General features: G+C 37.7%; 22 protein-coding genes and 1 riboswitch. Of the genes, 15 read left to right on the top strand and 7 right to left on the bottom strand.

The window, feature by feature from the left end; translation table 11 throughout:
- The first annotated feature begins 32 nt into the window (after positions 1-32).
- Positions 33-127, top strand: a riboswitch (guanidine-I (ykkC/yxkD leader).
- Between the two features lie 59 nt (positions 128-186).
- Both JEM45_RS06700 and JEM45_RS06695 read left to right on the top strand, forming a co-directional pair.
- On the top strand, positions 187-510 hold the full coding sequence (locus JEM45_RS06700) for a DMT family transporter (protein ID WP_247348499.1): 324 nt from the start codon (positions 187-189) through the stop codon (positions 508-510).
- Positions 507-821, top strand: a complete 315-nt coding sequence (locus JEM45_RS06695) for a DMT family transporter (protein WP_026865856.1) — start codon at positions 507-509, stop codon at positions 819-821. Before JEM45_RS06700 ends, JEM45_RS06695 begins: the two co-directional genes overlap by 4 nt.
- Positions 822-868: 47 nt before the next feature.
- Here the strand turns inward: JEM45_RS06695 and JEM45_RS06690 are convergent, their stop codons facing one another.
- Both JEM45_RS06690 and JEM45_RS06685 read right to left on the bottom strand, forming a co-directional pair.
- On the bottom strand, positions 869-1858 hold the full coding sequence (locus JEM45_RS06690; RefSeq protein ID WP_166626293.1) for an NAD(P)/FAD-dependent oxidoreductase: 990 nt from the start codon (positions 1856-1858) through the stop codon (positions 869-871).
- Between the two features lie 136 nt (positions 1859-1994).
- Positions 1995-3158, bottom strand: a complete 1164-nt coding sequence (locus tag JEM45_RS06685) for an MFS transporter (protein WP_198687146.1) — start codon at positions 3156-3158, stop codon at positions 1995-1997.
- Between the two features lie 110 nt (positions 3159-3268).
- Here JEM45_RS06685 and JEM45_RS06680 point away from each other — a divergent pair, with 110 nt between their 5' ends.
- Both JEM45_RS06680 and JEM45_RS06675 read left to right on the top strand, forming a co-directional pair.
- On the top strand, positions 3269-4195 hold the full coding sequence (locus JEM45_RS06680; protein WP_198687145.1) for a cation diffusion facilitator family transporter: 927 nt from the start codon (positions 3269-3271) through the stop codon (positions 4193-4195).
- Between the two features lie 33 nt (positions 4196-4228).
- On the top strand, positions 4229-5335 hold the full coding sequence (locus JEM45_RS06675; RefSeq protein ID WP_198687144.1) for an alanine racemase: 1107 nt from the start codon (positions 4229-4231) through the stop codon (positions 5333-5335).
- A 49-nt stretch (positions 5336-5384) separates the two neighbouring features.
- Here the strand turns inward: JEM45_RS06675 and JEM45_RS06670 are convergent, their stop codons facing one another.
- The 3 genes from JEM45_RS06670 to JEM45_RS06660 all read right to left on the bottom strand — a co-directional run bounded on the left by JEM45_RS06670 (position 5385) and on the right by JEM45_RS06660 (position 10028).
- Positions 5385-7016, bottom strand: a complete 1632-nt coding sequence (locus JEM45_RS06670; RefSeq protein WP_198687143.1) for a BCCT family transporter — start codon at positions 7014-7016, stop codon at positions 5385-5387.
- Between the two features lie 197 nt (positions 7017-7213).
- Entirely contained in the window at positions 7214-8482 is a 1269-nt protein-coding gene (locus JEM45_RS06665) for an amidohydrolase (protein WP_370545353.1), read from the bottom strand.
- A gap of 19 nt (positions 8483-8501) precedes the next feature.
- Positions 8502-10028 carry an AbgT family transporter gene (locus JEM45_RS06660; RefSeq protein ID WP_026865850.1) on the bottom strand — a complete coding sequence of 509 codons (1527 nt, stop codon included), beginning with the start codon at positions 10026-10028 and terminating at the stop codon, positions 8502-8504.
- A 186-nt stretch (positions 10029-10214) separates the two neighbouring features.
- Here JEM45_RS06660 and JEM45_RS06655 point away from each other — a divergent pair, with 186 nt between their 5' ends.
- From JEM45_RS06655 to JEM45_RS06615, 9 genes are all read left to right on the top strand, one after another.
- On the top strand, positions 10215-11093 hold the full coding sequence (locus JEM45_RS06655; RefSeq protein ID WP_166626288.1) for a DegV family protein: 879 nt from the start codon (positions 10215-10217) through the stop codon (positions 11091-11093).
- Positions 11094-11141: 48 nt separating this feature from the next.
- Positions 11142-11915, top strand: a complete 774-nt coding sequence (locus tag JEM45_RS06650; protein WP_166626287.1) for a DNA alkylation repair protein — start codon at positions 11142-11144, stop codon at positions 11913-11915.
- 124 nt (positions 11916-12039) lie between these two features.
- On the top strand, positions 12040-12885 hold the full coding sequence (locus tag JEM45_RS06645) for a PepSY domain-containing protein (RefSeq protein WP_166626286.1): 846 nt from the start codon (positions 12040-12042) through the stop codon (positions 12883-12885).
- 80 nt (positions 12886-12965) lie between these two features.
- A complete protein-coding gene (locus JEM45_RS06640; RefSeq protein WP_166626285.1) occupies positions 12966-13640 on the top strand; it encodes a response regulator transcription factor in 675 nt (224 codons plus the stop codon).
- 4 nt (positions 13641-13644) lie between these two features.
- Positions 13645-15018, top strand: coding sequence for a sensor histidine kinase (locus tag JEM45_RS06635; protein WP_026865846.1), 1374 nt, complete (start codon positions 13645-13647; stop codon positions 15016-15018).
- Positions 15002-15772 (top strand): prolipoprotein diacylglyceryl transferase, encoded by a 771-nt coding sequence (locus JEM45_RS06630; protein ID WP_166626284.1) that lies wholly within the window; start codon positions 15002-15004, stop codon positions 15770-15772. Before JEM45_RS06635 ends, JEM45_RS06630 begins: the two co-directional genes overlap by 17 nt.
- Before the next feature lie 69 nt (positions 15773-15841).
- Positions 15842-16276 carry a MarR family winged helix-turn-helix transcriptional regulator gene (locus JEM45_RS06625; RefSeq protein WP_026865844.1) on the top strand — a complete coding sequence of 145 codons (435 nt, stop codon included), beginning with the start codon at positions 15842-15844 and terminating at the stop codon, positions 16274-16276.
- 132 nt (positions 16277-16408) lie between these two features.
- The gene (locus JEM45_RS06620) at positions 16409-16927 is read left to right on the top strand and encodes a GNAT family N-acetyltransferase (protein WP_166626283.1); all 519 of its coding nucleotides are present in this window, start codon (positions 16409-16411) and stop codon (positions 16925-16927) included.
- Between the two features lie 13 nt (positions 16928-16940).
- On the top strand, positions 16941-18143 hold the full coding sequence (locus tag JEM45_RS06615) for an MFS transporter (RefSeq protein ID WP_035855250.1): 1203 nt from the start codon (positions 16941-16943) through the stop codon (positions 18141-18143).
- 44 nt (positions 18144-18187) lie between these two features.
- Here JEM45_RS06615 and JEM45_RS06610 read toward each other — a convergent pair whose 3' ends face one another.
- Together JEM45_RS06610 and JEM45_RS06605 are read right to left on the bottom strand one after the other, a co-directional pair.
- The gene (locus JEM45_RS06610) at positions 18188-19615 is read right to left on the bottom strand and encodes an aldehyde dehydrogenase family protein (RefSeq protein ID WP_166626282.1); all 1428 of its coding nucleotides are present in this window, start codon (positions 19613-19615) and stop codon (positions 18188-18190) included.
- 81 nt (positions 19616-19696) lie between these two features.
- Positions 19697-20044 (bottom strand): hypothetical protein, encoded by a 348-nt coding sequence (locus JEM45_RS06605; protein WP_026865841.1) that lies wholly within the window; start codon positions 20042-20044, stop codon positions 19697-19699.
- A 185-nt stretch (positions 20045-20229) separates the two neighbouring features.
- Here JEM45_RS06605 and JEM45_RS06600 point away from each other — a divergent pair, with 185 nt between their 5' ends.
- Together JEM45_RS06600 and JEM45_RS06595 are read left to right on the top strand one after the other, a co-directional pair.
- Positions 20230-21246, top strand: coding sequence for a PTS sugar transporter subunit IIC (locus tag JEM45_RS06600; RefSeq protein ID WP_235678961.1), 1017 nt, complete (start codon positions 20230-20232; stop codon positions 21244-21246).
- A gap of 237 nt (positions 21247-21483) precedes the next feature.
- Positions 21484-22986 carry an SLC13 family permease gene (locus tag JEM45_RS06595; protein WP_198687142.1) on the top strand — a complete coding sequence of 501 codons (1503 nt, stop codon included), beginning with the start codon at positions 21484-21486 and terminating at the stop codon, positions 22984-22986.

Here is a 22986-nt window from a genome sequence, read left to right as displayed (position 1 = left end):
AATTCACGATGTATTATTATAAAATGAATTCTAAAAAAGTTTTCTAGGGTTCCGTTATGAAAATAAGTCTGGACCGAGAGAAAACGCCGGATTATCCGGTACACGGAGGGACAAAAGCCTGGGAGAGTAACGAATGTTATTCTCCCAGGCTTTTTTCGCTCTAAAACAAAGAAAAGGAGCATTGGTATGTGGTTATTAGTTGTATTAGCAGCCCTTTTTGAGATTGGCTGGGCAAGTGGATTAAAGTATGCAGTAACGTGGTATGAATGGGCTTTAACAGGTTTAGGTGTCGTCGGGAGCTTTTTACTTTTAGTGTATGTTTCTACTAAACTACCAGCAAGTACAGTCTATGCAGTATTTGCAGGACTTGGTGCTGTTGGGACAGTTGTTGTAGACATTGTTATATTTGGTGAGGATTTTAGCCTGACAGTCATCTTTTTTGTTGCCTTATTAATCTTTGGTGTAATTGGCCTTAAAACGGTAACGGATCATGAGGAGGGTGCGAAATGAGTTGGATTATTTTAATATTTGCTGGACTCTTTGAAGTTGCCGGTGTTACTGGTATGACATGGATTGGTCAAGGTAAGAAGATACGCGGTTGGTTGACACTATGTATCGGTTTTCCAATTAGCTTGGGATTATTAAGTCTCGCAATGGAAACAATTGCGCTTGGTGTCGCTTATGCAGTATGGACTGGTATTGGCACAATTGGTAGTGCTTTAGTAGGTATAATTTTTTATAAAGAATCGGCGAGCTATAAGCGTGTAATGTATCTTTCAATCATTGTCATTGCTGTCGTTGGTCTAAGAATATTTGGATGATGTTTCACATGAAAAAAGCACGGTCAAATGACCGTGCTTTTGTGTAATTAATTTTGTTTGAAGACACTTGTAGAGTGTTTTGGTTGGATACGAGACTTAGCATCGTATGAAGATTTAGCGTATGAAATTGCGACTGGTGCCTCACCGAATCCAGTGGCAATTAGTTTAACTTTACCTTCAAAGGTAGTGACATCTCCTGCTGCGAAGATACCTTCGATGTTTGTCTGCATGTGAGCATCTACTTCGATTGAGTTTTTATCCAGCTTTAGACCCCAATCTTTAAGTGGTCCTAGTGAAGAAATGTTACCAAAGTTAACGATAAGTTGGTCTGCTTGAATTACTTCTTCGCTACCATCTTTAGCCGTTAAAACTAATTCTTCAATCTGACCTGCATCACCCTTAATTTCTGTTACATTAAGAGATGTTTTAACTGTTACACTGGAGTCTTTAACTTGTTGGACTGTCGTTTCATGTGCTGTAAAACGTTCACGTCTGTGCACAAGTGTGACTGATTTAGCAAGTTTTTCTAACATGAGTGCCCAGTCAAGTGCTGAGTCACCGCCGCCAAGAACGACGACATCTTTATCTTTGAATTTTTCTAAATCACGAACAGCATATTGTAGGGAAGCGCCTTCGAATTCTACTTCATTTTCTAGACCAAGTTTTCTAGGTTGGAAAGCGCCGACACCAGCTGTAATCAAAATTGTACGTGTTAAATATTCACCTTTGTCCGTTGTTAGGACAAAGTGATCATCTTCTTTTCTATATGATTGAACAGTTTCACCTAAATGAAAATCAGGTTCAGCGTATTTCGCCTGTTCCACTAAATTATTCACAAGATCTTTGGCGAGGATTTTTGGAAATCCGCCGACATCATAAATATATTTATCCGGATAAAGTTCAGTTAACTGTCCACCTAATTCAGGTAAGCTATCGATTAAGCGTACAGACATCTGTCTCATTCCAGCATAGAATGTAGAGAATAGACCTGTTGGTCCACCGCCAATAATTGTTATATCTGTAATTTCATCTTTCATTTATATAACCCTCCAAAATATGTGAGAAATCTCATAACAACTTTCATCTTCTTAATTATTACATAATGCGAATCAAAATTAAAAGTGTTATAACGCGAGATTGAGCGATTGACGCGTAATTCAGACTTTAGTACCACTATATTCTTCGAGGGTCTCGCCAAAATATTACTGTTATAAGAAAACCGATTACTAAAACAACTGCACTGAAGTAATACGGTAAATCTAAATTAATATCAAATAGAATACCACCGATAATTGGACCAACAACATTTGCAAGTGAAGTGAAAAATGAGTTCATTCCTCCAGCAAAGCCTTGGTTATCTCCTGCTATATGTGATAGGAAGGTTGTAGCTGCAGGTCTGATTAAATCGAAACCTACAAAGATAATAAAAGCAATGGCCATGATTGCCCAGTAGGATTCCATAAAGGTAATAATAAATACCAAGAAGGCTGAATAAATGATTGATGCCCTGATAATATTGATTTCTCCAAACTTACGAACAAGTGGTTCAAAAAAGATAATTTGAGCGATTGCACCAATCAAAGCACCACCAGTTATTGCGACTGCAATATCAAACGGTGTAAAGCCGAGTTTTCTATCGAAATATAGACTAAAGAATGATTCAAATGCAGACATACCGAATGTAGAAACAAAGATAACTAAGAAAGCAATAAAGAATACTGGAGTTAAGATTGTTCTAAAGTTGCTCGCCTTAACTTCGGTTTTCTCTGCTGCGACCTCAGTTTTTCTTCTTGGTTCGGTCAATAGAAAAATTGCTGTAACTGCACTGATGATACCAAGTACGGCAGCGACGAAAAATGGTAGACGTGTACTGACTTCCGCTAAGATACCACCAACACCTGGTCCAATTATAAAACCGAAATTTAAAGCAGCGGTCATATAGCCAAGTGCTCTTGCACGGTTTTGATCTGTTGTTAAATCAACAATAAATGCAGTGACAGCTGGCATTATAAATGCCCCTGCTAAGCCACCTAAAATTCTTGAAATGAAAAGGACTTCTATTGTCGTTCCAAGTCCAAATAATAGTTCGGAAAAGGCGAAAATGACCATTCCGATAACGATGATAATTTTCCGTCCAAACTTATCGGCTGCACGACCAGTAAAAGGCGAAAAAATCAGTTGGGTCATTGCAAATGCGGCTGTTAAGTAACCGACGCCAGCACCAGAAATATTAAGTTCATTCATTATTGAAGGTAGAACTGGAATTACTAAACTGATACCTAAAAAGACAAGAAAAATACTATTGTAAAGTAGATATAATTGATATTTTTGTTTCATAATTTATACACCTATATACCTTTTAAAATGTGGTAAAGTATTGATATGCCTATAATACACCCAGAAATAGTAAATAGATAGCAAAAAATCCCAAGAAGCGGAGTGATATTATGAGTGATCATCATCATAATCACGGACATCATGATCATACTCATGGTGCGAATAAAAAAGCACTGACGATCAGTTTAATTCTCATCGGAGTGTTTATGATTGTTGAAGTTATCGGAGGTATTGTTACGAACAGTCTGGCACTTTTAAGTGATGCTGGTCATATGTTAAGTGACGCTTTTTCTTTATTAATCGCACTATTAGCCTTTAAATTTGGTGAGAAAAAAGCGGACAAAGCGCGTACATTCGGTTACAAGAGATTTGAGATTCTTGCAGCGGTTTTCAATGGAGCAACCTTGATTATTATTGCCATCGCAATTTTTATCGGAGCAATTAATCGCTTTATAAATCCACCAGAAGTAGCGTCAACGGGCATGCTAGTCATTGCAATAATGGGTCTTATAGTGAATCTAATTGTTGCAAAGATTTTAATGTCTGGAGATACACATGATAACCTCAATATGCGTGGCGCATTCTTACATGTGCTCGGTGACTTATTTGGCTCTGTCGCAGCAATTGTTGCTGCCTTATCCATTATGTTTTTGGATTGGGGATTCATGGATCCTTTAGCCAGCGTAATTGTTGCTGTTATTATTACTGTCAGCGGATGGAGAGTACTTCGTCAATCTCTACATGTCCTTATGGAAGGTGTGCCACATGACGTTAATTTGAATCATTTATTAGAAGAGGTAAGAACCGTAGATGGTGTTGAAGATATTCACCACGTTCATATTTGGAGTATTACGAGCGGTTTTAATGCAATGAGTGGACATATTGTAGTCAATGGCAGCTTAAATGTGCATGAAACTCAAGCAATCATTAATGATATAGAAGAAAAGATGAAAGACTCAAATATCAGTCATGTTACTTTACAAGTGGAATGTAAACATCATCATCATAATGGTCAAATTCTATGTAATGATGAATAAGATGGTATATATTTAGTATAAGGGGGAGATTTAATGAATTATCAAGAAATCGATACACCTGCACTCTTAATAGATGAAGCAGTTCTAGAGAAAAATCTAGCTTATATGAGTGATTATGCAAAGAAGCAAAATGTGAGTTTACGACCGCATACAAAAACACATAAGATGCCTAAACTTGCACAGAAGCAATTACAAAGTGGTGCGAGGGGTATTACGGTTGCTAAAATTGCTGAAGCGGAAATCATGGCGGTCTATGGTATTAAGGATATTTTTATTGCAAATCAAGTTGCGGGTAAACAGAAACTTGAAAGAATAAAAAAACTTGCAGAAACTGTTGATATTTCATTTGGGGTAGATAGTATTGCTCACATTAAAGAGATTGAAACAGTATTTGAGGGTGCTCAGAAAAAAGCTCAGATTCTAATCGAAATCGAAGTTGGAGAAGAGCGTTCTGGTATTATTGAGGTCAATGATTATAAAGCTTTACTTCATGAAATAAAAGCGTCAAATAACATTGAGTTAAAAGGGATATTCTCACACGATGGCCATACTTACAAAGCAGTAGATCAGGCGGATTGTCTTGATGTGTTTAATACAGCAACAACAAGAACCTTATACTTCAACGACATTGCAGGTGAGATGGGCTTTGAACTCGAAACAGTGAGCATTGGCTCAACACCACCATTCATGTTCGGTTTTGATATTCCTGAGGGTGTCACTGAGATTAGACCAGGCACCTATATTTTAATGGATTGTTCACAATCTAACGCGTTAGGCACTTACGAACATTCTGCCGCTAGTGTACTGACAACTGTAATCTCTAAACCGACTAAAGAACGAGTGATTACAGATGTTGGTGCAAAAGGTCTAACTGCTCAGTCTAGAAGTAAAGGGCTAACGACAACTACAGGATTTGGTAAGGTCAAAGAATACGACGATGTACATGTACGCGGTGTGTTTGATGAACATGCGATTATATATAACGAACACTTTAACCAAGCAATCAATATTGGTGATAAAGTTCGCATCATACCGAACCATATCTGCCCAGTATCGAATCTCTATCATAAAGCATATCTATTAAGAGACGGTGAAGTTGTCGACACATTAGACATCGCAGCTCAAGGTAAATTGCAATAGCACAAAAAAGGCTTGATTCCATTTTGGAATCAAGCCTTTTTTCTTTATATTACACACCTCTAGGCTTATCTTTTTCAGCATAAGCATCGAGTTCTTCTAGATATTCTTCATGAGAAGATTCTTTGTAGGTTTCAAGTCTTTCTTTACTAGGTGTGATAGAAAGTCCGAGATACTTACGTTCGTTGTTTGCGTCCTTGTAGAATGCGAGCATCATACCAATTAATACAAAACTAAATGGTAGTGCAGATATAATTGCGGCAGATTGTAAGGCATTCAGTCCAGTTTCTCCACCTGCAGCTAATAGTGTAAATGCAATAGCAGAAAGCGAGATACCCCAAATCACTTTAGTCATACTAGTTGGATTTAAACTACCATGTGACGTTTGCATACCTAATACAAAGGTTGCCGAGTCTGCTGATGTGATGAAGAAAATTGATACAAGTAAGATAGCGACAATTGACAATAACCATCCTAATGGCAAGGTGTCAAACACTGCGAAAAGTTGAACCTCTGTTGCCATTTCAAAAATTCCTGGGTCGTCATTAACACCAGCCATAATACCAGTGACACCAAATACACTGAACCAAATAATACCAATTACAGTTGGAACGAGTAGTACTGCAATGATAAATTCTCGAATTGTACGGCCTTTAGAAACACGTGCAATAAAGATACCGACAAATGGACTCCAACTCATCCACCAACCCCAGTAATAAATAGTCCAAGAACTAAGCCAGTCTTGTTTTTGAGGATTGAGTGGTGCAACATCAAACGTATTGGTAACGATTGAGCTTAAGTAACCACCAGTACTTGTTGTCATGATGTTTAAAATCATCATAGTTGGCCCGACAATTAAAATAATTGCAAAAAGGATACCTGCTAAGATCATATTTGTATTACTTAGATATTGAATTCCTTTACTCAGACCACTCCAAGCACTGAATAGGAAGAGCACAGTCACTGAAGCAATAATAATTGCCTGACTTGTTAAGTTGACAGGTAAACCGAATAGATAATTTAAGCCACCATTAATTTGAATGGCACCGATACCTAGAGATACGGCCACCCCGATTACAGTAGCGAAAACAGCAAGGACATCGATTACTACGCCTAACCAGCCATCTACTCTATCACCAAATAGAGGTCGGAGCGTTTTAGAAAGTAATCCAACTTCACCTTTTCTGAAACTCGCGTAGGCTAAGCATAAGCCGACGATTCCATATATTGACCAAGCGTGAATACCATAGTGTAGGAAAGTAGATTGCATTGATTCTGCAAGTGCTGCAGTAGTTTCTCCGTCTGCAGTTGGTGGAGAAAGGTAATGGGCGATTGGTTCTCCGGCACCATAGAATACAAGTCCGATACCCATACCAGCACTAAAGAGCATTGCAATCCAAGAGATTGTTCTAAATTCAGGTTCATCATCAGGTTTACCTAACTTTAGTTTTCCGATTGGACTGAAGATAAGAAAAATACAAAACATAACGATTAAAGCCACTAATATCATGTAATACCAGCCAAAATAACTTGTTACCCAGCCGGAAATGGAACCAGATATATCACCGAAACGATCCGGGAAAATTGCACCGATGACAACTAGGGCACCGACGATTAAAGCGGCATATAGAAATACATGAGACATTCCTTTGTTCTTTTCCGAAGATGGCGTTTGATTAGCCATTACATCACTCCTTGGTTTTTGATTAACAATGATAAATAATAACAATCTACACTAACAATTTCAACCTCACTAGACGAAAAGTGTGAATCATGAACGTAGATAAAAATTTAATTATTATAATATAGATAGCCCTGTTTAGGAAAAATAAACGTGAAAAAGGGCAAAACCATGAGATTTTGCCCTATATCTGGTGTGTATTATTGAGTAGATAAACGTTTTGCAGTATCAAAAAGTGTGTTCACAGCAGGTAACATACTGTCTTCATCTATGTCGAAGTTTTCATTGTGATGGCCTGCTTTTAATTCTGTGCCGAAAATAGAGTATGTTGCTTGCCCGCCTTTTTCTTGAACACGGTTGATTAGAAACGTTGCATCCTCACTACCACTCGGTTTATCTTCTTCAATTGTTGTTTCTAAACCATTTGATTGAGCTGCCTGGGTCACGATTTCAGCAAGTGTAGTGTCTCCTTTAGCACTTCTGCCTTCTCCGACAGTTTCAAGTGTATATTCAACCTGAAACATCTCAGCTGCTCCTTTGATAATGGACTCTGCGTAGCTTCTCATATAGTCGTTAATTTCAGAAGTAGTCCCCCTAATTTCCATTTTTAAAGAGGCAAAATCAGCAATGGCATTACGTGAGCTACCTGCGTGTAATTCACCAACATTCACGCGTGTTGCGCCTTCAGAATGGCGAGGAATTGCATTTAAGTTAATGACAGCATTTGCTGCAGCTAACATCGCATTTTTACCTTGTTCTGGATTGCCACCTGCATGAGCTGACACACCTTTAAATGTTACATTGATTTTAGTTGTGGCTAGAAAACCATTGTTTGACCCTAAGAAATGATTCATTGGAACACCTGTGCCTATATGTGAGGCGATGAGGTAGTCAACATCGTCAACGATTCCTTTTTCAGCCATTGACCTTGCACCTCTCGTGCCTTCTTCGGCAGGTTGAAAAATGATTTTTATAATACCAGACAATTCGTCCTTTCTTTCTTGGACAAGTGTAGCAAGACCAAGTCCAATGGATGTGTGGACATCATGGCCGCATGCATGCATATCATTATTAATCGAACGAAAGCCTTCTTTAACAGGTACATGGCTGTCATGTTCTGCCTCGTAGATTGGTAAAGCATCCATGTCGACTCTAAAAGCAGTCGTTGGACCTGCTTTGTTCGTATCAATAGTTGCAACAATTCCAGTATATCCATCTTTTAGGTCATCTAAATATACTTCTACGGCCCCGTGTGCTTTCGCCCATAGGTAATGCGCTTTTGTTTCTTCATCACTTGGTTTACCCATAACATAATTAGGATCCATAACAGACGTACCAATTTCAAAATCAATGCCTAGCTCATTTAGCGTTTGAGCGACAATTGAAGCGGTACGCATTTCTAAAAAACCGAGTTCTGGGTGTTGATGAAAATCACGACGCCATTGAATGAGTTTGTCTTTTAATACCAAAGTTATTCATCTCCTAAGATTATTGTGCGCGGTCTTCTAGAAATACTGATACGCCAGGTCCGAGTGGTAATCCTGTGAAGTAGAAGATAGCTAGTAAAACAATCCATGCTAATAAGAATACTAATGAGTATGGTAGCATCAGTGACATGTACGTCCCAATACTCGCATTCTTATCATAGCGCTGCATGAAGGCTAAAATGATAACCATGTATGGGAATAGTGGTGTAACGATGTTTACAGATGAATCTGCAATACGATAAGCTGCTTGAGTAAAGGCCGGATCGTAACCAAGTTGCATAAACATCGGTACAAATATTGGTGCCTCGATTGCCCATTTTGCAGAACCTGATGTAATCAAGAAGTTTAATAAGGCTGTGAAGATAACGTACCCAATGATTAATGGGAGACCGGTAAATTCAACACTTTCTAAGAATTCAGCTCCATTTACAGCAAGCCATGTTCCTAAATTTGACCAGTTAAAGTAAGCAATGAACTGTGCAATTGCGAATACAAGTACGATATAACCAGCCATGTCCTTGATTGATTCGGTCATGTAATGTGTTGCATCTTTAGTTGAACGAATTTTCCCAGTTGTAATACCAAAGGCAAGCCCAATTAAAATAAAGAATATAAGTATGATTGGAACAATACCGTCTATGAATGGAGATGGAATAATACCACCATCTTCATTTGTTAAAGGACTGTTAGGCAGGAAGATGACAGCAATAATTATGCCCCAGTATACTAGACCTGTTATTAATGCAGCGATCAGGCCTTTTTTGGCATTAGGTAATTCTTCTTCATTTTCTTCCTCAACACTTTCACCTGTGTATTGACCTAACCGTGGTTCAACAAATCTAGAAGTTAAAAGACCACCAATGATTGTTAGCATAAATACTGAGATAATGTTGAAGTACCAGTTGTCTACAGGTGTAACAACGATTGAATCATCAATCAAACGTGCAGCCTCTGTTGAAATACCTGATAAAAGAACGTCGGTACCAGCGATGAAAAGGTTGGCCGTAAAACCAGCCCCAGCTCCGGCAAAACCAGCTGCTAAACCTGCTAGTGGATGACGACCAAGTTTATAGAAAACAAGTGCACCAAGGGGTGGGATAATAACAGCAGCAGCATCAGATGCTAAGTTACCCATGATACCCACAAATACTACTGTATAAGTTACTAGGAATGGTGGTGACTTGAGTATGGTTTTACGGATTGCGTAATCTAGTAAACCAACTTTCTCTGCAAGACCAATACCAAGCATCATAGAAAGTACCAGTCCAAGTGGTGCGAACCCTGTAAAGTTCTCGAGCATGGATGTGAGTATAAACTGAAGACCTGCCCCTGAAATTAAACTATTTATCGGTAGTTCTTCACCGTTACCTGGATGTATAACAGACGCATCGAATAAACTGAAAATCCAAGAAATAACAATGATTAAAAATGCTAATCCTAAAAATAATGCGAATGGGTCCGGAAGCTTGTTTCCGAGACGCTCTAATGTGTCTAGTAATTTCTGAAAAAACCCTTTTTTCTCTGTCATAAAAACCCTCCCATTTGTTATGTAGGTATTTGTGTATGCTAATTCATATACTTGAGTTTACATAATTATTAGAAAGTTGTCCATGCAATATAAACGATTTTGTAGTGGACTGTTTTTAATATACTTATAATACTGAATCTAATATAATAAGCTATAGTAAAATGTACGGATTCTAGGAGGAAAAAAATGAAAATTGCCTATATTGTAGACAGTACTGCAAGCCTGTCAGAAGAGTTAAGTAACCATCCAGATGTATTTCAGGTTCATCTATCGGTTACTTTTAGCGATGGCTCAGTTTTTAAGGATACTACGGATGAAAGTGCCTTGAAATCATTCTATCAACGACTTGCTAATGAAAAGGAATTGCCAAAATCATCTCAACCACAAGTTGGTGAGTACTATGAAGTCTGTGATGAGATAGTAAAAAAAGGCTATGATACTGTAATTGCAATTCATATCGGTAGTGGTATTAGTGGCACATATCAAAGTGCACAAATGGTTTTAGAAGAATACAAGGAAGAAGGCAAATTCGATTACCATCTTATCGATTCGAATGGGACATCATTCATTATTGAACATCTCTTAGCTGAAACAATCGCTTTAATTGAACGGGGTGTAAGCGTTGAAGAAACGGCTAAAGAAATAAGTGATTTAGTTGAAGATACAAAAATATATCTAGCCGTTGATGACTTAAACTATCTTGTTAAAGGTGGGCGTCTCAGCGCAGGGAGTGCCTTTATTGGTAGCTTATTTAAAATTAAGCCGATTGTTCACTTTGCTAAAGATGGCAGCGTAAAACCATATGATAAGGTAAGAACGAACAGTAAAGTTATTAAATTGTGGGAATCACTAATAGATGAAGCGATGGATAAGTTCAATGGAAAAATCAAGATTGCTATTGCGCATGGTAATATCTCTGAAGAAGCTCACCAACTAAAAAAACGATTTGAAAATATGTATCCGGGTATAAGTTGTAGAGTAGGATTTCTAACTCCAGCTTTAGGAGTGCATGGTGGAATCGGAAGTAAGGGTCTCGGCATATTCCGTTATATTGACCATAAATAAAAAAAGGAGTCTCTTTTGAGGCTCCTTTTTATTATAAGGAGAGAGATTATGTATAAGCGACCAGTAATGAAAGATTATTTTAATGAAGACTTAGCTAGACTGTATGCCGAACATATTAGTGAAGTCTACCCTGCTTTTGATAGAGCGAACTTTATTGATGATGTAGTTAAGGAAACAGGAAATAAGAGAATGTCTGAAAGGATTGAAGCGTTTAGCAGGCAACTAAAAAATTATTTACCAAATGATTATATAGCAGCAACAGATATTATTATGTCGATACTTGGTGTAGAGAACGATGAATTCTATTTCCCGTTTGAACAAATGTACTATTACAGAGCCTTATCAAAGTTTGTAGAAATGTATGGTCAAGATCATTTTGAACAATCTATTAAAACTATAGAAGAAATTACCAAAAGAGATACTGCTGAATTTGCCATACGCCCTTTTATAAGAGATGACTACGAGCGAGTTGAAACGGTATTCAGACGTTGGGCTAATGATGAAAACGCACATCTTCGACGCTTAGTTACTGAGGGTACTCGGCCACGCTTACCTTGGGCCAAAAAACTAGACTTTATAAAAGGTGACGTCACTGAGAATTTAAAACTATTGGAACCATTTTTAAGTGACTCATCACGCTACGTTGAAAAATCAGTTGGTAATCATCTTAATGATCTATCTAAATACGATGAGACAGCTGTCACTAATTTTATAAGTGAACATTTCGAGAAGACTAACCCTTTTATTATAAAGCGTGCTTTAAGGACGCTAAAGAAAGCAGGAGATGATAGAGCACTTGCGCTTTTAGAGCAATTAAAATAGTTCAAACACTTTTTAATCATCCTTTAAGAATTGATTAACTAACCCTTAGTTTAGTCTGTCTATACTAAAGTCAGAAAGTTAAACAACCGATATGAAATCGGAAAAAAATGGAGGATGACTGAAGATGAAATTGACAAAAAGTATCTTTGTAGGTGGCGCATTAGTTTCAGCCTTAGTGTTAGGAGCAACAAATGTTAATGCGGATGATATGGAATGGGATGACGACGATAACCAAGAGCAACTAAGTGGAGAAGCTCAAAAGGCAGCAGATAAAGCGGTAGCAGAATACGGTGGTAAGGTGACAGAAGTCGAATACGACGAAGATGACGGCCAATATTACTACGAAATTGAAATTGAAAATAACGGTGAAGACTTTGATGTTAAAGTTAAGGCAGATGACCTAAGTATTATAGAGGACGATCTTGATGTAGACGACCACGATGACGACAGAGACGAAGCAGATGAAAGAGATGACGATGACCGTGACGATAGAAATGAAGTCCAAGCGGCAGAAAAGACTTCTAAATCAAACAACGAAAATACGAATCAAGTTGCATTAAAAGATGCATTTGAAGGCGACAAAGTTGCCAATGCTGTGAAGAAAGCCCAAGAAGAATTTGATGGCATCTTAGAGAGTGTGAATTACCAAGAAGATGAAGGTGAACACTATTACGAAGTGACACTTGTAAACCAAAATGATGAATATGAAGTTAAATACAATGTCAATGATCTTAAGGTTATAGATGAAGAAAGAGACGATGATAGCGATGACTTCAAACGAGTTGAGAAAGCTCAGGATGTAAAGATTCTATCACTACAAGATGCTAAGGCGCTTGCTAAAAGTGAAGTAGATGGCACAATTACAGAATGGGATTACGATGTTGATGACTTCGAATACGATTTTGAAATCGGTGACTATGAAGTTAAAATCAATGCTAAAACTGGTGAAGTAACTGAAGTAGAAGACTAAGAAATACGCCCATATGGGCGTATTTTTACTCATAGTCAACATGATATAATGACCGTAAGAATGAACTGTGAGGGGATATCATGGAGCAAATATTGATTGTAGAAGATGATGAGAAGATTGCTAGAGTGATTCAACTAGAGCTGGACTACGAAGGCTATAAAACTGAAATAGCATATACGGGGAAAGAAGCTTTAGAGAAATATGAAGATGGCGCGTTTGACCTAGTGCTCCTTGATGTAATGATTCCAAAGTTAAATGGTTTAGAAGTATTGAGACGGATACGGCTAAAAGATGAAAAAATTAAAGTCATCATGCTCACTGCAAGGGATGCAGTAATGGATAAGGTCAGCGGACTGGATTCAGGTGCCAATGACTATATGACTAAACCATTTGAAGTTGAAGAACTTCTCGCGAGAATTAGAGTACACTTAAAATCGACGACTGTAACAGAGACTAAATCAGAAGTTATAAAGCACCGACATATTGAAATTAACCCTATGTCTAGAGAAGTGTTCAGTAGTGGTGAAGCGGTCTATATGACTCAAAAAGAGTTCGATGTTCTGTTGTATCTTATGAATAATAAGAATCAAGCCTTGTCTCGTGAACAGATTATCGAGGCAGTATGGGGATATGATTACTTTGGAGATACGAACACTGTAGATGTTTATGTCAGATACATTAGAAAAAAACTAGATGAATCCAAGCCCTCCCTAATTTCTGCAGTTAGAGGAATCGGCTACATGATAAAGGACTAAACTTATGAAATTAGGAACTAAAATCCAACTTTACACCACACTGATGATTGCCATCGTCGTGATTTTAATTAATTTGCTTATTTATTTTTCTTATAAGCACTATTCTTTAGAAGCTGAGATGGGACAGTTAGAGAACAGAGGGAATAATATTATTTCTGAGGTTCAAAATGCGAGGGAAAGCAACATTAGTGGGGAAACAGTCCTACAATATTTCTCACTGTCTGACGGTTATATCGCCTTACAAGATGAAGCGGGTGATTATATCGTTAGAATAGCGACGGATCAGAGCTATGTAGAGCTATCTGAGGACTATAGTACGAAGCAATACACTGACGTTACAAGTCTAGGTGAGCAGCATTTTGTTATGAGTTCCCAGCCTATTATTTGGGATAATGGGGAGGTGTACTCACTCCAAATATTTGAAAATGTTGAGTTCTTATATAGTACTTATAATATTCTGAAGTGGATTCTAGTCATATCAACAGTCGTGATTATACTTCTAGTCTTTATCTTAAACCGAGTAATAACTAACTTAATCATAGGGCCCATTAAACAAATGATTAGACGTATGAATGACAAAGAAGGTGTTCGGCAATTTAAGACAATCTCAACAAACGAGTCTGATACTGAGGAATTAAAAATGCTGACAGATTCTTATAACGATATGATGTTAACTTTAAAGGCGCACGACGAAAACCAACAAGCCTTTATTATGAATGCATCCCATGAGCTAAAAACGCCGCTCACAGTCATATCATCTTATGCTAAGATGTTAGAACGTTTTGGTCAGACAAGAAGTGATTTATTAGATGAAGGTATTACAGCAATTTCGGACGAAACGCTAAGAATGAAATATTTAACTGAACAATTCCTAAGTTTCACTCAAGTATCAAAAGAAGATGCATCAGAGAATAAAGAGTATATACCCGTCGTCCATCTTGTTAATGACGTATCAAAACGATTAGAAAAAGCATTTAATCGACATATCGAAGTGAGTACAGATGGTACAAATCCTCATATCTATATTAATACGCAGTCCTTTGAGCAATTGATTAAAATATTTTTAGATAATGCTTATAAGTATAGTCAAGAATCGATTGAAGTGAACATAAGTAAGGATGCTGAAAAAGTATTTATAGAAATTCGTGATAGAGGTATTGGTATACCTCAGGCAGAACTCAATCAAATATTTGAAAGATTTTATAGAGTAGACAAAGCAAGAGCAAGAAAGACAGGGGGCTCTGGGCTTGGTCTAGCTATAGCCAAAACACTAGCAGATAAAAACGGTATTGAGATTAAAGTGGACAGTGAATTGAACAAAGGTACAACCTTTACGTTAATTATAGATATGGAGGTGGATCATGACGAAGCGGAATAAATTAGTGTTTGCCATTTGCGCTGTTATCATCGGTATCATCGCTGGAATGGTATTTGTATTTTTCAACCAAGAAGACCTGATAAACGAAGATGAGGCCAAGGCAATCGTTACAGAACGTTACGGTGGTTCGGTAGAAGCTGTAGAAGAAGGTGCAGACGATGACATTTACATCGTCAATGTTGAAGGAGATACAGGTACTCATAAGATCACAATTAACCGCCATGATTCATCGGTAGAAGCTATTGAAACTATTGCGAAACCGTCAGAGGATACTGCGGCTGACGATTCAAATACTTCACAAGAACAGAATGAGGGGACTGAAAATGATGAACCTTCTGAACCAGAAAAAACAGAAGATGAGTCAGATACAGCTCCATCTAAAAAAGAGGAACCCGCTGAATCGAATGAACCTGAAATTTTAACAGTTGAGCAAGCAGAAAATGCTGCTGCAAATGAAGTTGGTGGCAACAATGTGTATTCTACTTGGAGTGGTGAAGGGCAAAATCGAGAGTATTATATTCTTCAGATTGTCGACGGTGATGATGAAGGCGCTTTGGTCTCTCTCAATGGTGTGACAGGACAAGTCAACAAGGTCGTCTACCTAGATGTTAGCGATGATGACTACGGAAATATTGAACAATTAATCTATGAAGCAAACACCTATGCTGATATGGTTGATGGTCGCTATATCGAATTCGATGATGAATATTTTGACGAAGAAGAGGATGATGACTACGAAGACGATGAAGACTAAAGTTGACATAATCACCTTGGTGAGGTACAATTTTATCGATTTCGTAGTAGTTGAGAGGTAATTAATTATATGGACAGAGTTGAAGAAAGTCTGAAGGCTTTTGTAGGAATTAAAAGAACGAATGACCTATTAGAAAAAAGCGTTAAAAAAGATGTGAGAAAACACGGTTTGAACATCAGTGAATTTGCTGTCATGGAATTGTTATACAACAAAGGACCACAGCCAATTAACAGAATCCAAGAACGCATTTTAATAGCAAACTCAAGTACGACTTACGTTTTAGATAAGTTACAAGAAAAAGGATATATCGTACGATTACGTGACGAGCACGACAAGCGGAGTATGAAAGTTGAACTCACAGAGCAGGGTCAAGCTTTAATCGGTGACATATTCCCGAGTCATGCGAACCTCTTGTCGAGTCTCTTTGACGAATTGAGTGATGAAGAACTTTCTCAATTCAGAAATATGTTAAAGAAAATTAGTGCCGTAGCAGTCGATAAATAACATTTACCCCTTAAGCTGAACTCAGGGTTCCAGTTTATGGGGTATTTTTAATAGGTTAAATTATTAGTTTGTATTTAATTGTCAAACTGTTCTATAGTATTAAGTAAATACAATTCGAAAGTGTGTGTAAATATGTTAGAAAAACTAGAAGACAAAGCGTTTGATCTTGTTTATCAGCTCATGGCAGAGTCATTTCCAGAGTCAGAGAGACGAACGTATCAAGGTCAAAAAGATTTACTGAAACTTAATAACTATAACATACTCGTGCTAAAGGAAAATGACGATATTCTTGCATTTTATGCAGTATGGGAAAATGAGAAATATCGCTTTATAGAGCATTTAGCAGTTAACCCTAACTATCGTTCAAGAGGTCTTGGATCTAAAACCTTACAAGCTTTCCATGACCTAGATAACAAACCAGTCATTCTTGAAGTAGAAGCCCCTGATGATGAAACGAAGAAAAGACGTGTGCAATTTTACGAGAAAAATGGTTACTATCTAACTGATTTTAAGTATATGCAGCCTAAAATCAATAAGGACTTAGACACCGTAGAACTCGTACAGATGACGTATCCAAGAGAATTAAGTACAGCCGAATTAACTGAAGCTAAAGCGTGGTTAGATCGAACAGTATACAAAGAAGCACATTAAAGAGGGATGAAAAATGAAATTTATAGAGCGGGGTACTTCAAAATATAAGCAGACCGTATTAGCTTTTTTTGCAGCAGGTTTTAATACTTTTGCGATTTTGTATGTCGTGCAACCAATCTTACCAGACCTAACGACTTTTTATAATGTTACACCGACCGCAGCAAGTCTTAGCCTTTCAGTGACAACATTTACATTGGCAATCAGCATGCTGTTTTTTGGGTCTTTATCTGAAACAGTTGGGCGAAAGAATATTATGATAACTTCGATGTTAGTCGCGTCTTTACTCTGTATTTTAACGGCATTTAGCCCAACATTCTCAAGCCTATTTGTGATGCGCGCTATACAGGGAGTAGCCCTAGCGGGTTTACCTTCCATTGCCATGGCTTATCTTGGAGAGGAAATACATCCAACTAGCTTACCTGGGGCAATGGGTCTATACATAAGTGGGAATGCCCTTGGAGCGGTATTTGGACGGGTCTTTGCAGGACTTGCAGCGGGTTTGTGGAGCTGGCAAGTCGGTGTAATCGGAGTTGGGGTAGTGAGCTTAATTGCAACCGTCATTTTCTGGTACTCGTTATCACCCTCTCAACATTTTACTAAAAGAGAATTTAATCTATTAAGTTTATTAAAAACACTAGCTGCACATATAAAAAATCCTTTATTGGTTATTCTATTTGTTATGGGTTTCCTATTACTTGGAACCAATGTGTCTGTTTATAACTACGTATCATTCGTGCTCATTGAAGATTATCAAGTGAGTCAAACTATAGTCAGTTGGATTTATTTAATTTTCTTAGTTGGAGTATTAAGCTCAATGATTTCTGGTCGTTTAGTTTACCAATTTGGGAAGACAACGATGTTATATACAGCATTCATCATTTCGATTTCAGGCTTACTAATTTTGTTAATCCCATCACTTATTGCGGTTATCATTGGACTCGTCATGTTTACCTTTGGCTTCTTTATTGCACACTCATTAACCAGTGGCTGGGTCGGTAGTATCGCCCACAATAATAAGGCTCAGGCCTCATCACTTTACTTGTTTTTCTACTACACAGGATCTAGTGTTGGTGGTACCTTAGCCGGCCTATTTTGGGGAATGGCTGGTTGGTACGGTGTATCACTAATGAATATTTCATTTTTAGTGCTCGGACTAATGCTCTATATGACTTTCTTATACTTATTAAAAAGAAGAATTTGGCATTTTAAAATATAAAAAGTCGTCCGTTTAAAAAACAGACGACTTTCTGTATCTAAATTCTATTCGAAATAGCCTTTAATTGATTTTACTTCAAGGAATTCTTCTAGGCCATAGTCGCCCCATTCACGACCGATACCGGATTGTTTATAACCACCGAATGGTAAATCATTTGTACCTTTACCTTCATTGATAATCACTGTACCTGCTTCGATAGAACGTGCGACTTGTTTAAGTTTTTCTGAATCTTTACCAACGACATAACCTGCTAGTCCATAGACGGTGTCATTGGCAATTTTAATTGCATCTTCTAAAGTATCATATGTGATGATACTCATGACTGGTCCAAAAATTTCTTCTTGAGCAATCGTCATACTGTTGTCTACATTCGTGAAGATTGTCGGTTTAACAAAGTAACCTGTTTCTAGACCTTCGGGTTTGCCTGTACCGCCTAATTGTAAGGTTGCACCTTCAGCTTCACCTTTTTCAATATAACTTTGAACTCTATCAAATTGTGATTTGCTAATTAAGGGTCCAACTTCGACACCACTATCTTTTGGATTACCAACTTTGACTTGTGACATTTTTTCAGTTACTTTCTCGATAAAGGCATCTTTCATACTTTCAGGGACGATTGTACGTGTTGCTGCTGTACAAACTTGGCCTGTGTTTCTAACCACTCTTCCAGTTGCAATGCGAGCAGCTTCATCTATATCTGCGTCATCTAAAACGATCAGTGGTGATTTACCACCTAGTTCAAGTGCAACTTTCTTGAAGTCTTGTGCTGATTTTTCCATGATGCTTCGGCCTGCGCGAGCAGAACCAGTAAATGACATCATACGTACATCTGGGTGTTCACTTAATGGGATTCCGACACCTTCACCGTCACCATTTACTAAGTTGAAGACACCTTTAGGTACACCAGCTGCTTCAAAAATTTCTGCTAGTAGTACTGCAGTAACAGGTGTTTCTTCACTTGGTTTTAAGACAACTGGTGACCCTGCTGCAAAGGCAGCTGATAATTTCAATGCTGTCTGGTTCGTTGGGAAGTTCCATGGTGTTATTAAACCTGCAACACCAATACTTTCCTTAACGATTAAAGCATCGCCACGCTGCTCCTCAAATTCAAAAGTATCTAAGGTTTTAGCAGCAGTTCTAAAGTGTCCTAAACCAGCGTTATAGTGTGTTTGCTCAGTCATATCTATTGGCGAACCAAGTTCGTTAGAAATTGTTTCGATTAAATCATCTTTACGTTTCTCATACTCTTCAGCAATGCGTTCTAACATCGCTTGACGCTCTTTTACTGGGGTATTACGAAATTCTAAATATACGTCTTTAGCTGCAGCAACCGCTTTGTCTACATCCGCTTTGTTACCAGCAGCAACAGTTGCAAATGCTTCTTCTGTTGCGGGGTTAATAACTTCTATAGTTGCTTTACTGTCACTATCAACCCATTCGCCATTTATATACTGCTTGTTATAGTTTAACAATTAAAAAACCTCCAAAATATGTTGTCTTTATATTTATCCTTTAACTGCAATTTTCAAACATAATAAATTAGCTGCTATGCATTACTTACGGAAAGAGTCTAAGAAGCTTAATGTGCTAAGGCCGAGTAGTTTTAAGGCTCTTTTACTTCCTTCAAATCCGTGACCTGCTTTGAAATGTTTTATAACTGCAACACCGAGTACCGCGTTAACTAAAAGTGTACCAATTCTTGTGAAGGTCTTACCAAAGAAAGATAAGAACAAGAAGATAGAACCAACTGCCTCTAAATAGCCTGCTAATTTCATTTGATCAGCATTCACGTTAAACTCAGATTCAAAGTCTTCACCTAGGTTTCCGTCCGCTTTGATCTTGTCTAAGCCACCTTCAATAAGTTGTGATCCAAGATAAGCATTTGCTAAGTATTTAATCATAATAATGCCTCCATATTTTGTAATTTAATGTATTATAACATTTTTAGTTTAACATAAAGATAAGTTATTCTTTAATATAAAGTAATTGACTTAAATTTTTTGCTATGATAACTTAATCTCATTGTAATTTTGAAAGGCTTTTCATAATTATACACTGATAGATATACAATGTGGGGGTTTTGGAAATTGACGAGCTGTTAAGTATTGGATTACTTTTAGTTATTTTACTAGTTTTTACGTTATTTACGCATTTCGCGCCATATGGTTCTAAAGTTATGGGTGCATTTGCAGGTGCAGCTATTGCGACATATTTAGTTGAGGCACTGAATACATTCGTGATAGGTGACATATTTGGAATACCGTTTTTCCAAGATGCGGGTGCAGTTGCAGGTAGTCTCGATGGCACAATTGTCGTTATGTTAGTTGCCTTAGCAATGAAAGTTGCACCGGTCAATGCAGCAATATTAGCTGCTGGTTTTGGTGATATGGGTCTAATTCCTGGTTTGTTTTCTGCTTATCTAGTGTCATTCTTTGTACTTTGGTTGCAGAAAGTTGTACCGAAGGGCTTAGACTTTATTATCGTTATCCTTGTTGGTCTACCAGCAATTAGATTACTTGGATTAGCAATCACACCACTAGTAGACAACTCATTACTAGAAATTGGTGCAATCATTCAAACTGCAACTGAAACAAACCCATTAGTAATGGGCTTAATGCTCGGTGGTATTGTTACAATAGTTGGAATTTCACCACTTAGTTCTATGGCATTAACAGCCTTACTTGGATTAACAGGGATACCAATGGCTGTTGCAGCATTATCAGCATTTGCATCATCTCCAGCTAGTGCTTGGCTCTTCTATAAGTTGAAAATAGGAGATTTAAAGTCCATTATTTCTGTGGCAATAGAACCGCTGTCTAAGGCAGACTTAGTGACTGCAAACCCTTTACCGATGTATGTGACAAACTTTGTAGGTGGGGCTTTATCGGGTGTCGTTATTGCGACGTCAGGTATGGTCAATGATGCCCCAGGAACTGCAGCACCCGTGCCTGGTTTACTTGTAATGTTTGGTTATAATCCTGCAGGACAAGTGCTTATGTACGCTGCAATCTGTGCAGTAATTTCATTTACTGTTGCTGTAATCGGTAGTTATGTATTTAGAAATGTAAAAATTTACAATAGCGAAGCTTTGGAAGAAGATTAATAATATGAAGCAGCCATGCACAAATCGTGCATGGCTGCTTTTATCTCAGTAGGTATATATAATTTCTATTATATAAAAATAAAAGTATGTGAGCAAAAATGAAAACGAATACAATTTTTCTCCTTTTAAATTTTTGATGAAATTATGACAATTGGTATTGTGAAGCGATTAAAGTAACAAAAAATGGTATATTTGCAGTGATAAAGATAATAAATTTTAAAAGGAGAAAGAACTGTTATGGCGAATCAGAAAGAACAAAAAGCGTATAAGCCGCTTTGGATTATTGTAGCCTTTTTAGTTTTAATTATTATTAATTTCTTGCCAGCACCTGAAGCTCTTGGTGTAGTTGGTTTAAGGTCATTATCTGTACTAGCATTTGCAGTCATCATGTGGGTAACAGAAGCAGTGAAATATCCAGTATCCGCAGTAATGATAGTTGGCCTACTCATTATTTTACTTGGGCTGTCTCCAGTACCAGGAAATGAAATTGGGGAAGCACTAGGTGTACCTGATGGAACAGATCAATTTGGTACAAGTAATGCACTTAGCCTTGCCTTTTCTGGTTTTTCTAGTTCAGCACTTGCCTTAGTTGCAACAGCACTATTCCTAGCGAGTGCCATGCAGATTACTAACTTGCATAAACGTTTAGCACTGTACGTTTTACGTATTGTTGGTAACAAAACGAATGCAATTGTCTTGGGTACAATTTTAGTATCTATCTTACTTGCATTCTTCGTACCATCAGCAACGGCAAGAGCGGGTGCAGTTATCCCAATTCTGATTGGTATGATTGCTGCATTCGGTATGCCAAAAGATAGTCGTCTTGCAACACTCCTTATCGTTACAGCTGTACAAGCCGTTTCTATTTGGAACATTGGTATTAAAACCGCAGCAGCACAAAACTTAGTCGCAATAGGCTTTATTAATGAAGCTATGGGAGAAGATGTATCATGGATTCAATGGTTCATCTATGCAGCACCGTTCTCTATCATTATGAGTATTTTATTATACTTCGTAATGACACGTTTCTTTAAAGCGGAAGCGGATGAGATATCTGGGGGACGAGAGATGATCAACAGTGAAATTGAAAAACTTGGTCCAATAAAACCAGTTGAGTGGCGTTTGATAACGATCGCAAGTTTACTTCTAGTATTCTGGGCGACAGAAGGCATTCTTCACCCATTTGATTCTTCATCCATTACATTGATTGCACTTGCAATAATGTTAGCACCAAAGATTGGAGTCTTTACTTGGAAGGAAGTAGAAGGGACGATCAACTGGGGTACAATTATCGTATTCGCAATTGGTATCTCATTAGGTACAGTATTACTAAGAACTGGTGCTGCACAGTGGTTATCTGATGTTACATTTGGAGCTATGGGCTTAGATTCCTTACCACTTGTTGCTATTATTGCGCTAGTATCAATATTTAACATTGTAATTCACTTAGGGTTTGCGAGTGCAACATCACTTGCATCAGCCTTGATTCCAGTGTTTATTGCATTAACGACAACATTGAATTTTGGAGATTCCTCACTAGGATTTGTCCTAATTCAACAATTTGTAATCTGTTTCGGTTTCCTCTTACCAGTAAGTGCTCCGCAGAATATGCTTGCTTATGGTACAGGAACATTTACAGTACAAGACCTACTTAAATCAGGTATCTTCCTGACAGTCGGAGGTTACATTTTAATCATCATCATGTCAGCAACGTACTGGCAGTGGATTGGCTTACTATAA

The organism is Jeotgalicoccus sp. ATCC 8456 (genome assembly GCF_016313225.1).
Lineage (GTDB): Bacteria > Bacillota > Bacilli > Staphylococcales > Salinicoccaceae > Jeotgalicoccus > Jeotgalicoccus marinus.
Note: the sequence above shows the minus strand (reverse complement) of the source record. Positions and strands in the feature narration are given on the sequence as shown.

What these genes read in the sequence shown, in the direction of transcription:
- JEM45_RS06625 (WP_026865844.1), top strand. Translation starts at nt 15,842, where the DNA reads ATGGACAGAGTTGAAGAAAGTCTGAAGGCTTTTGTAGGAATTAAAAGA.
- JEM45_RS06595 (WP_198687142.1), top strand. Translation starts at nt 21,484, where the DNA reads ATGGCGAATCAGAAAGAACAAAAAGCGTATAAGCCGCTTTGGATTATT.
- JEM45_RS06605 (WP_026865841.1), bottom strand. Translation starts at nt 20,044, where the DNA reads ATGATTAAATACTTAGCAAATGCTTATCTTGGATCACAACTTATTGAA.
- JEM45_RS06650 (WP_166626287.1), top strand. Translation starts at nt 11,142, where the DNA reads ATGTATAAGCGACCAGTAATGAAAGATTATTTTAATGAAGACTTAGCT.
- JEM45_RS06615 (WP_035855250.1), top strand. Translation starts at nt 16,941, where the DNA reads ATGAAATTTATAGAGCGGGGTACTTCAAAATATAAGCAGACCGTATTA.
- JEM45_RS06670 (WP_198687143.1), bottom strand. Translation starts at nt 7,016, where the DNA reads ATGGCTAATCAAACGCCATCTTCGGAAAAGAACAAAGGAATGTCTCAT.
- JEM45_RS06645 (WP_166626286.1), top strand. Translation starts at nt 12,040, where the DNA reads ATGAAATTGACAAAAAGTATCTTTGTAGGTGGCGCATTAGTTTCAGCC.
- JEM45_RS06680 (WP_198687145.1), top strand. Translation starts at nt 3,269, where the DNA reads ATGAGTGATCATCATCATAATCACGGACATCATGATCATACTCATGGT.
- JEM45_RS06620 (WP_166626283.1), top strand. Translation starts at nt 16,409, where the DNA reads ATGTTAGAAAAACTAGAAGACAAAGCGTTTGATCTTGTTTATCAGCTC.
- JEM45_RS06685 (WP_198687146.1), bottom strand. Translation starts at nt 3,158, where the DNA reads ATGAAACAAAAATATCAATTATATCTACTTTACAATAGTATTTTTCTT.
- JEM45_RS06660 (WP_026865850.1), bottom strand. Translation starts at nt 10,028, where the DNA reads ATGACAGAGAAAAAAGGGTTTTTTCAGAAATTACTAGACACATTAGAG.
- JEM45_RS06690 (WP_166626293.1), bottom strand. Translation starts at nt 1,858, where the DNA reads ATGAAAGATGAAATTACAGATATAACAATTATTGGCGGTGGACCAACA.
- JEM45_RS06630 (WP_166626284.1), top strand. Translation starts at nt 15,002, where the DNA reads ATGACGAAGCGGAATAAATTAGTGTTTGCCATTTGCGCTGTTATCATC.
- JEM45_RS06700 (WP_247348499.1), top strand. Translation starts at nt 187, where the DNA reads ATGTGGTTATTAGTTGTATTAGCAGCCCTTTTTGAGATTGGCTGGGCA.
- JEM45_RS06655 (WP_166626288.1), top strand. Translation starts at nt 10,215, where the DNA reads ATGAAAATTGCCTATATTGTAGACAGTACTGCAAGCCTGTCAGAAGAG.
- JEM45_RS06675 (WP_198687144.1), top strand. Translation starts at nt 4,229, where the DNA reads ATGAATTATCAAGAAATCGATACACCTGCACTCTTAATAGATGAAGCA.
- JEM45_RS06695 (WP_026865856.1), top strand. Translation starts at nt 507, where the DNA reads ATGAGTTGGATTATTTTAATATTTGCTGGACTCTTTGAAGTTGCCGGT.
- JEM45_RS06635 (WP_026865846.1), top strand. Translation starts at nt 13,645, where the DNA reads ATGAAATTAGGAACTAAAATCCAACTTTACACCACACTGATGATTGCC.
- JEM45_RS06640 (WP_166626285.1), top strand. Translation starts at nt 12,966, where the DNA reads ATGGAGCAAATATTGATTGTAGAAGATGATGAGAAGATTGCTAGAGTG.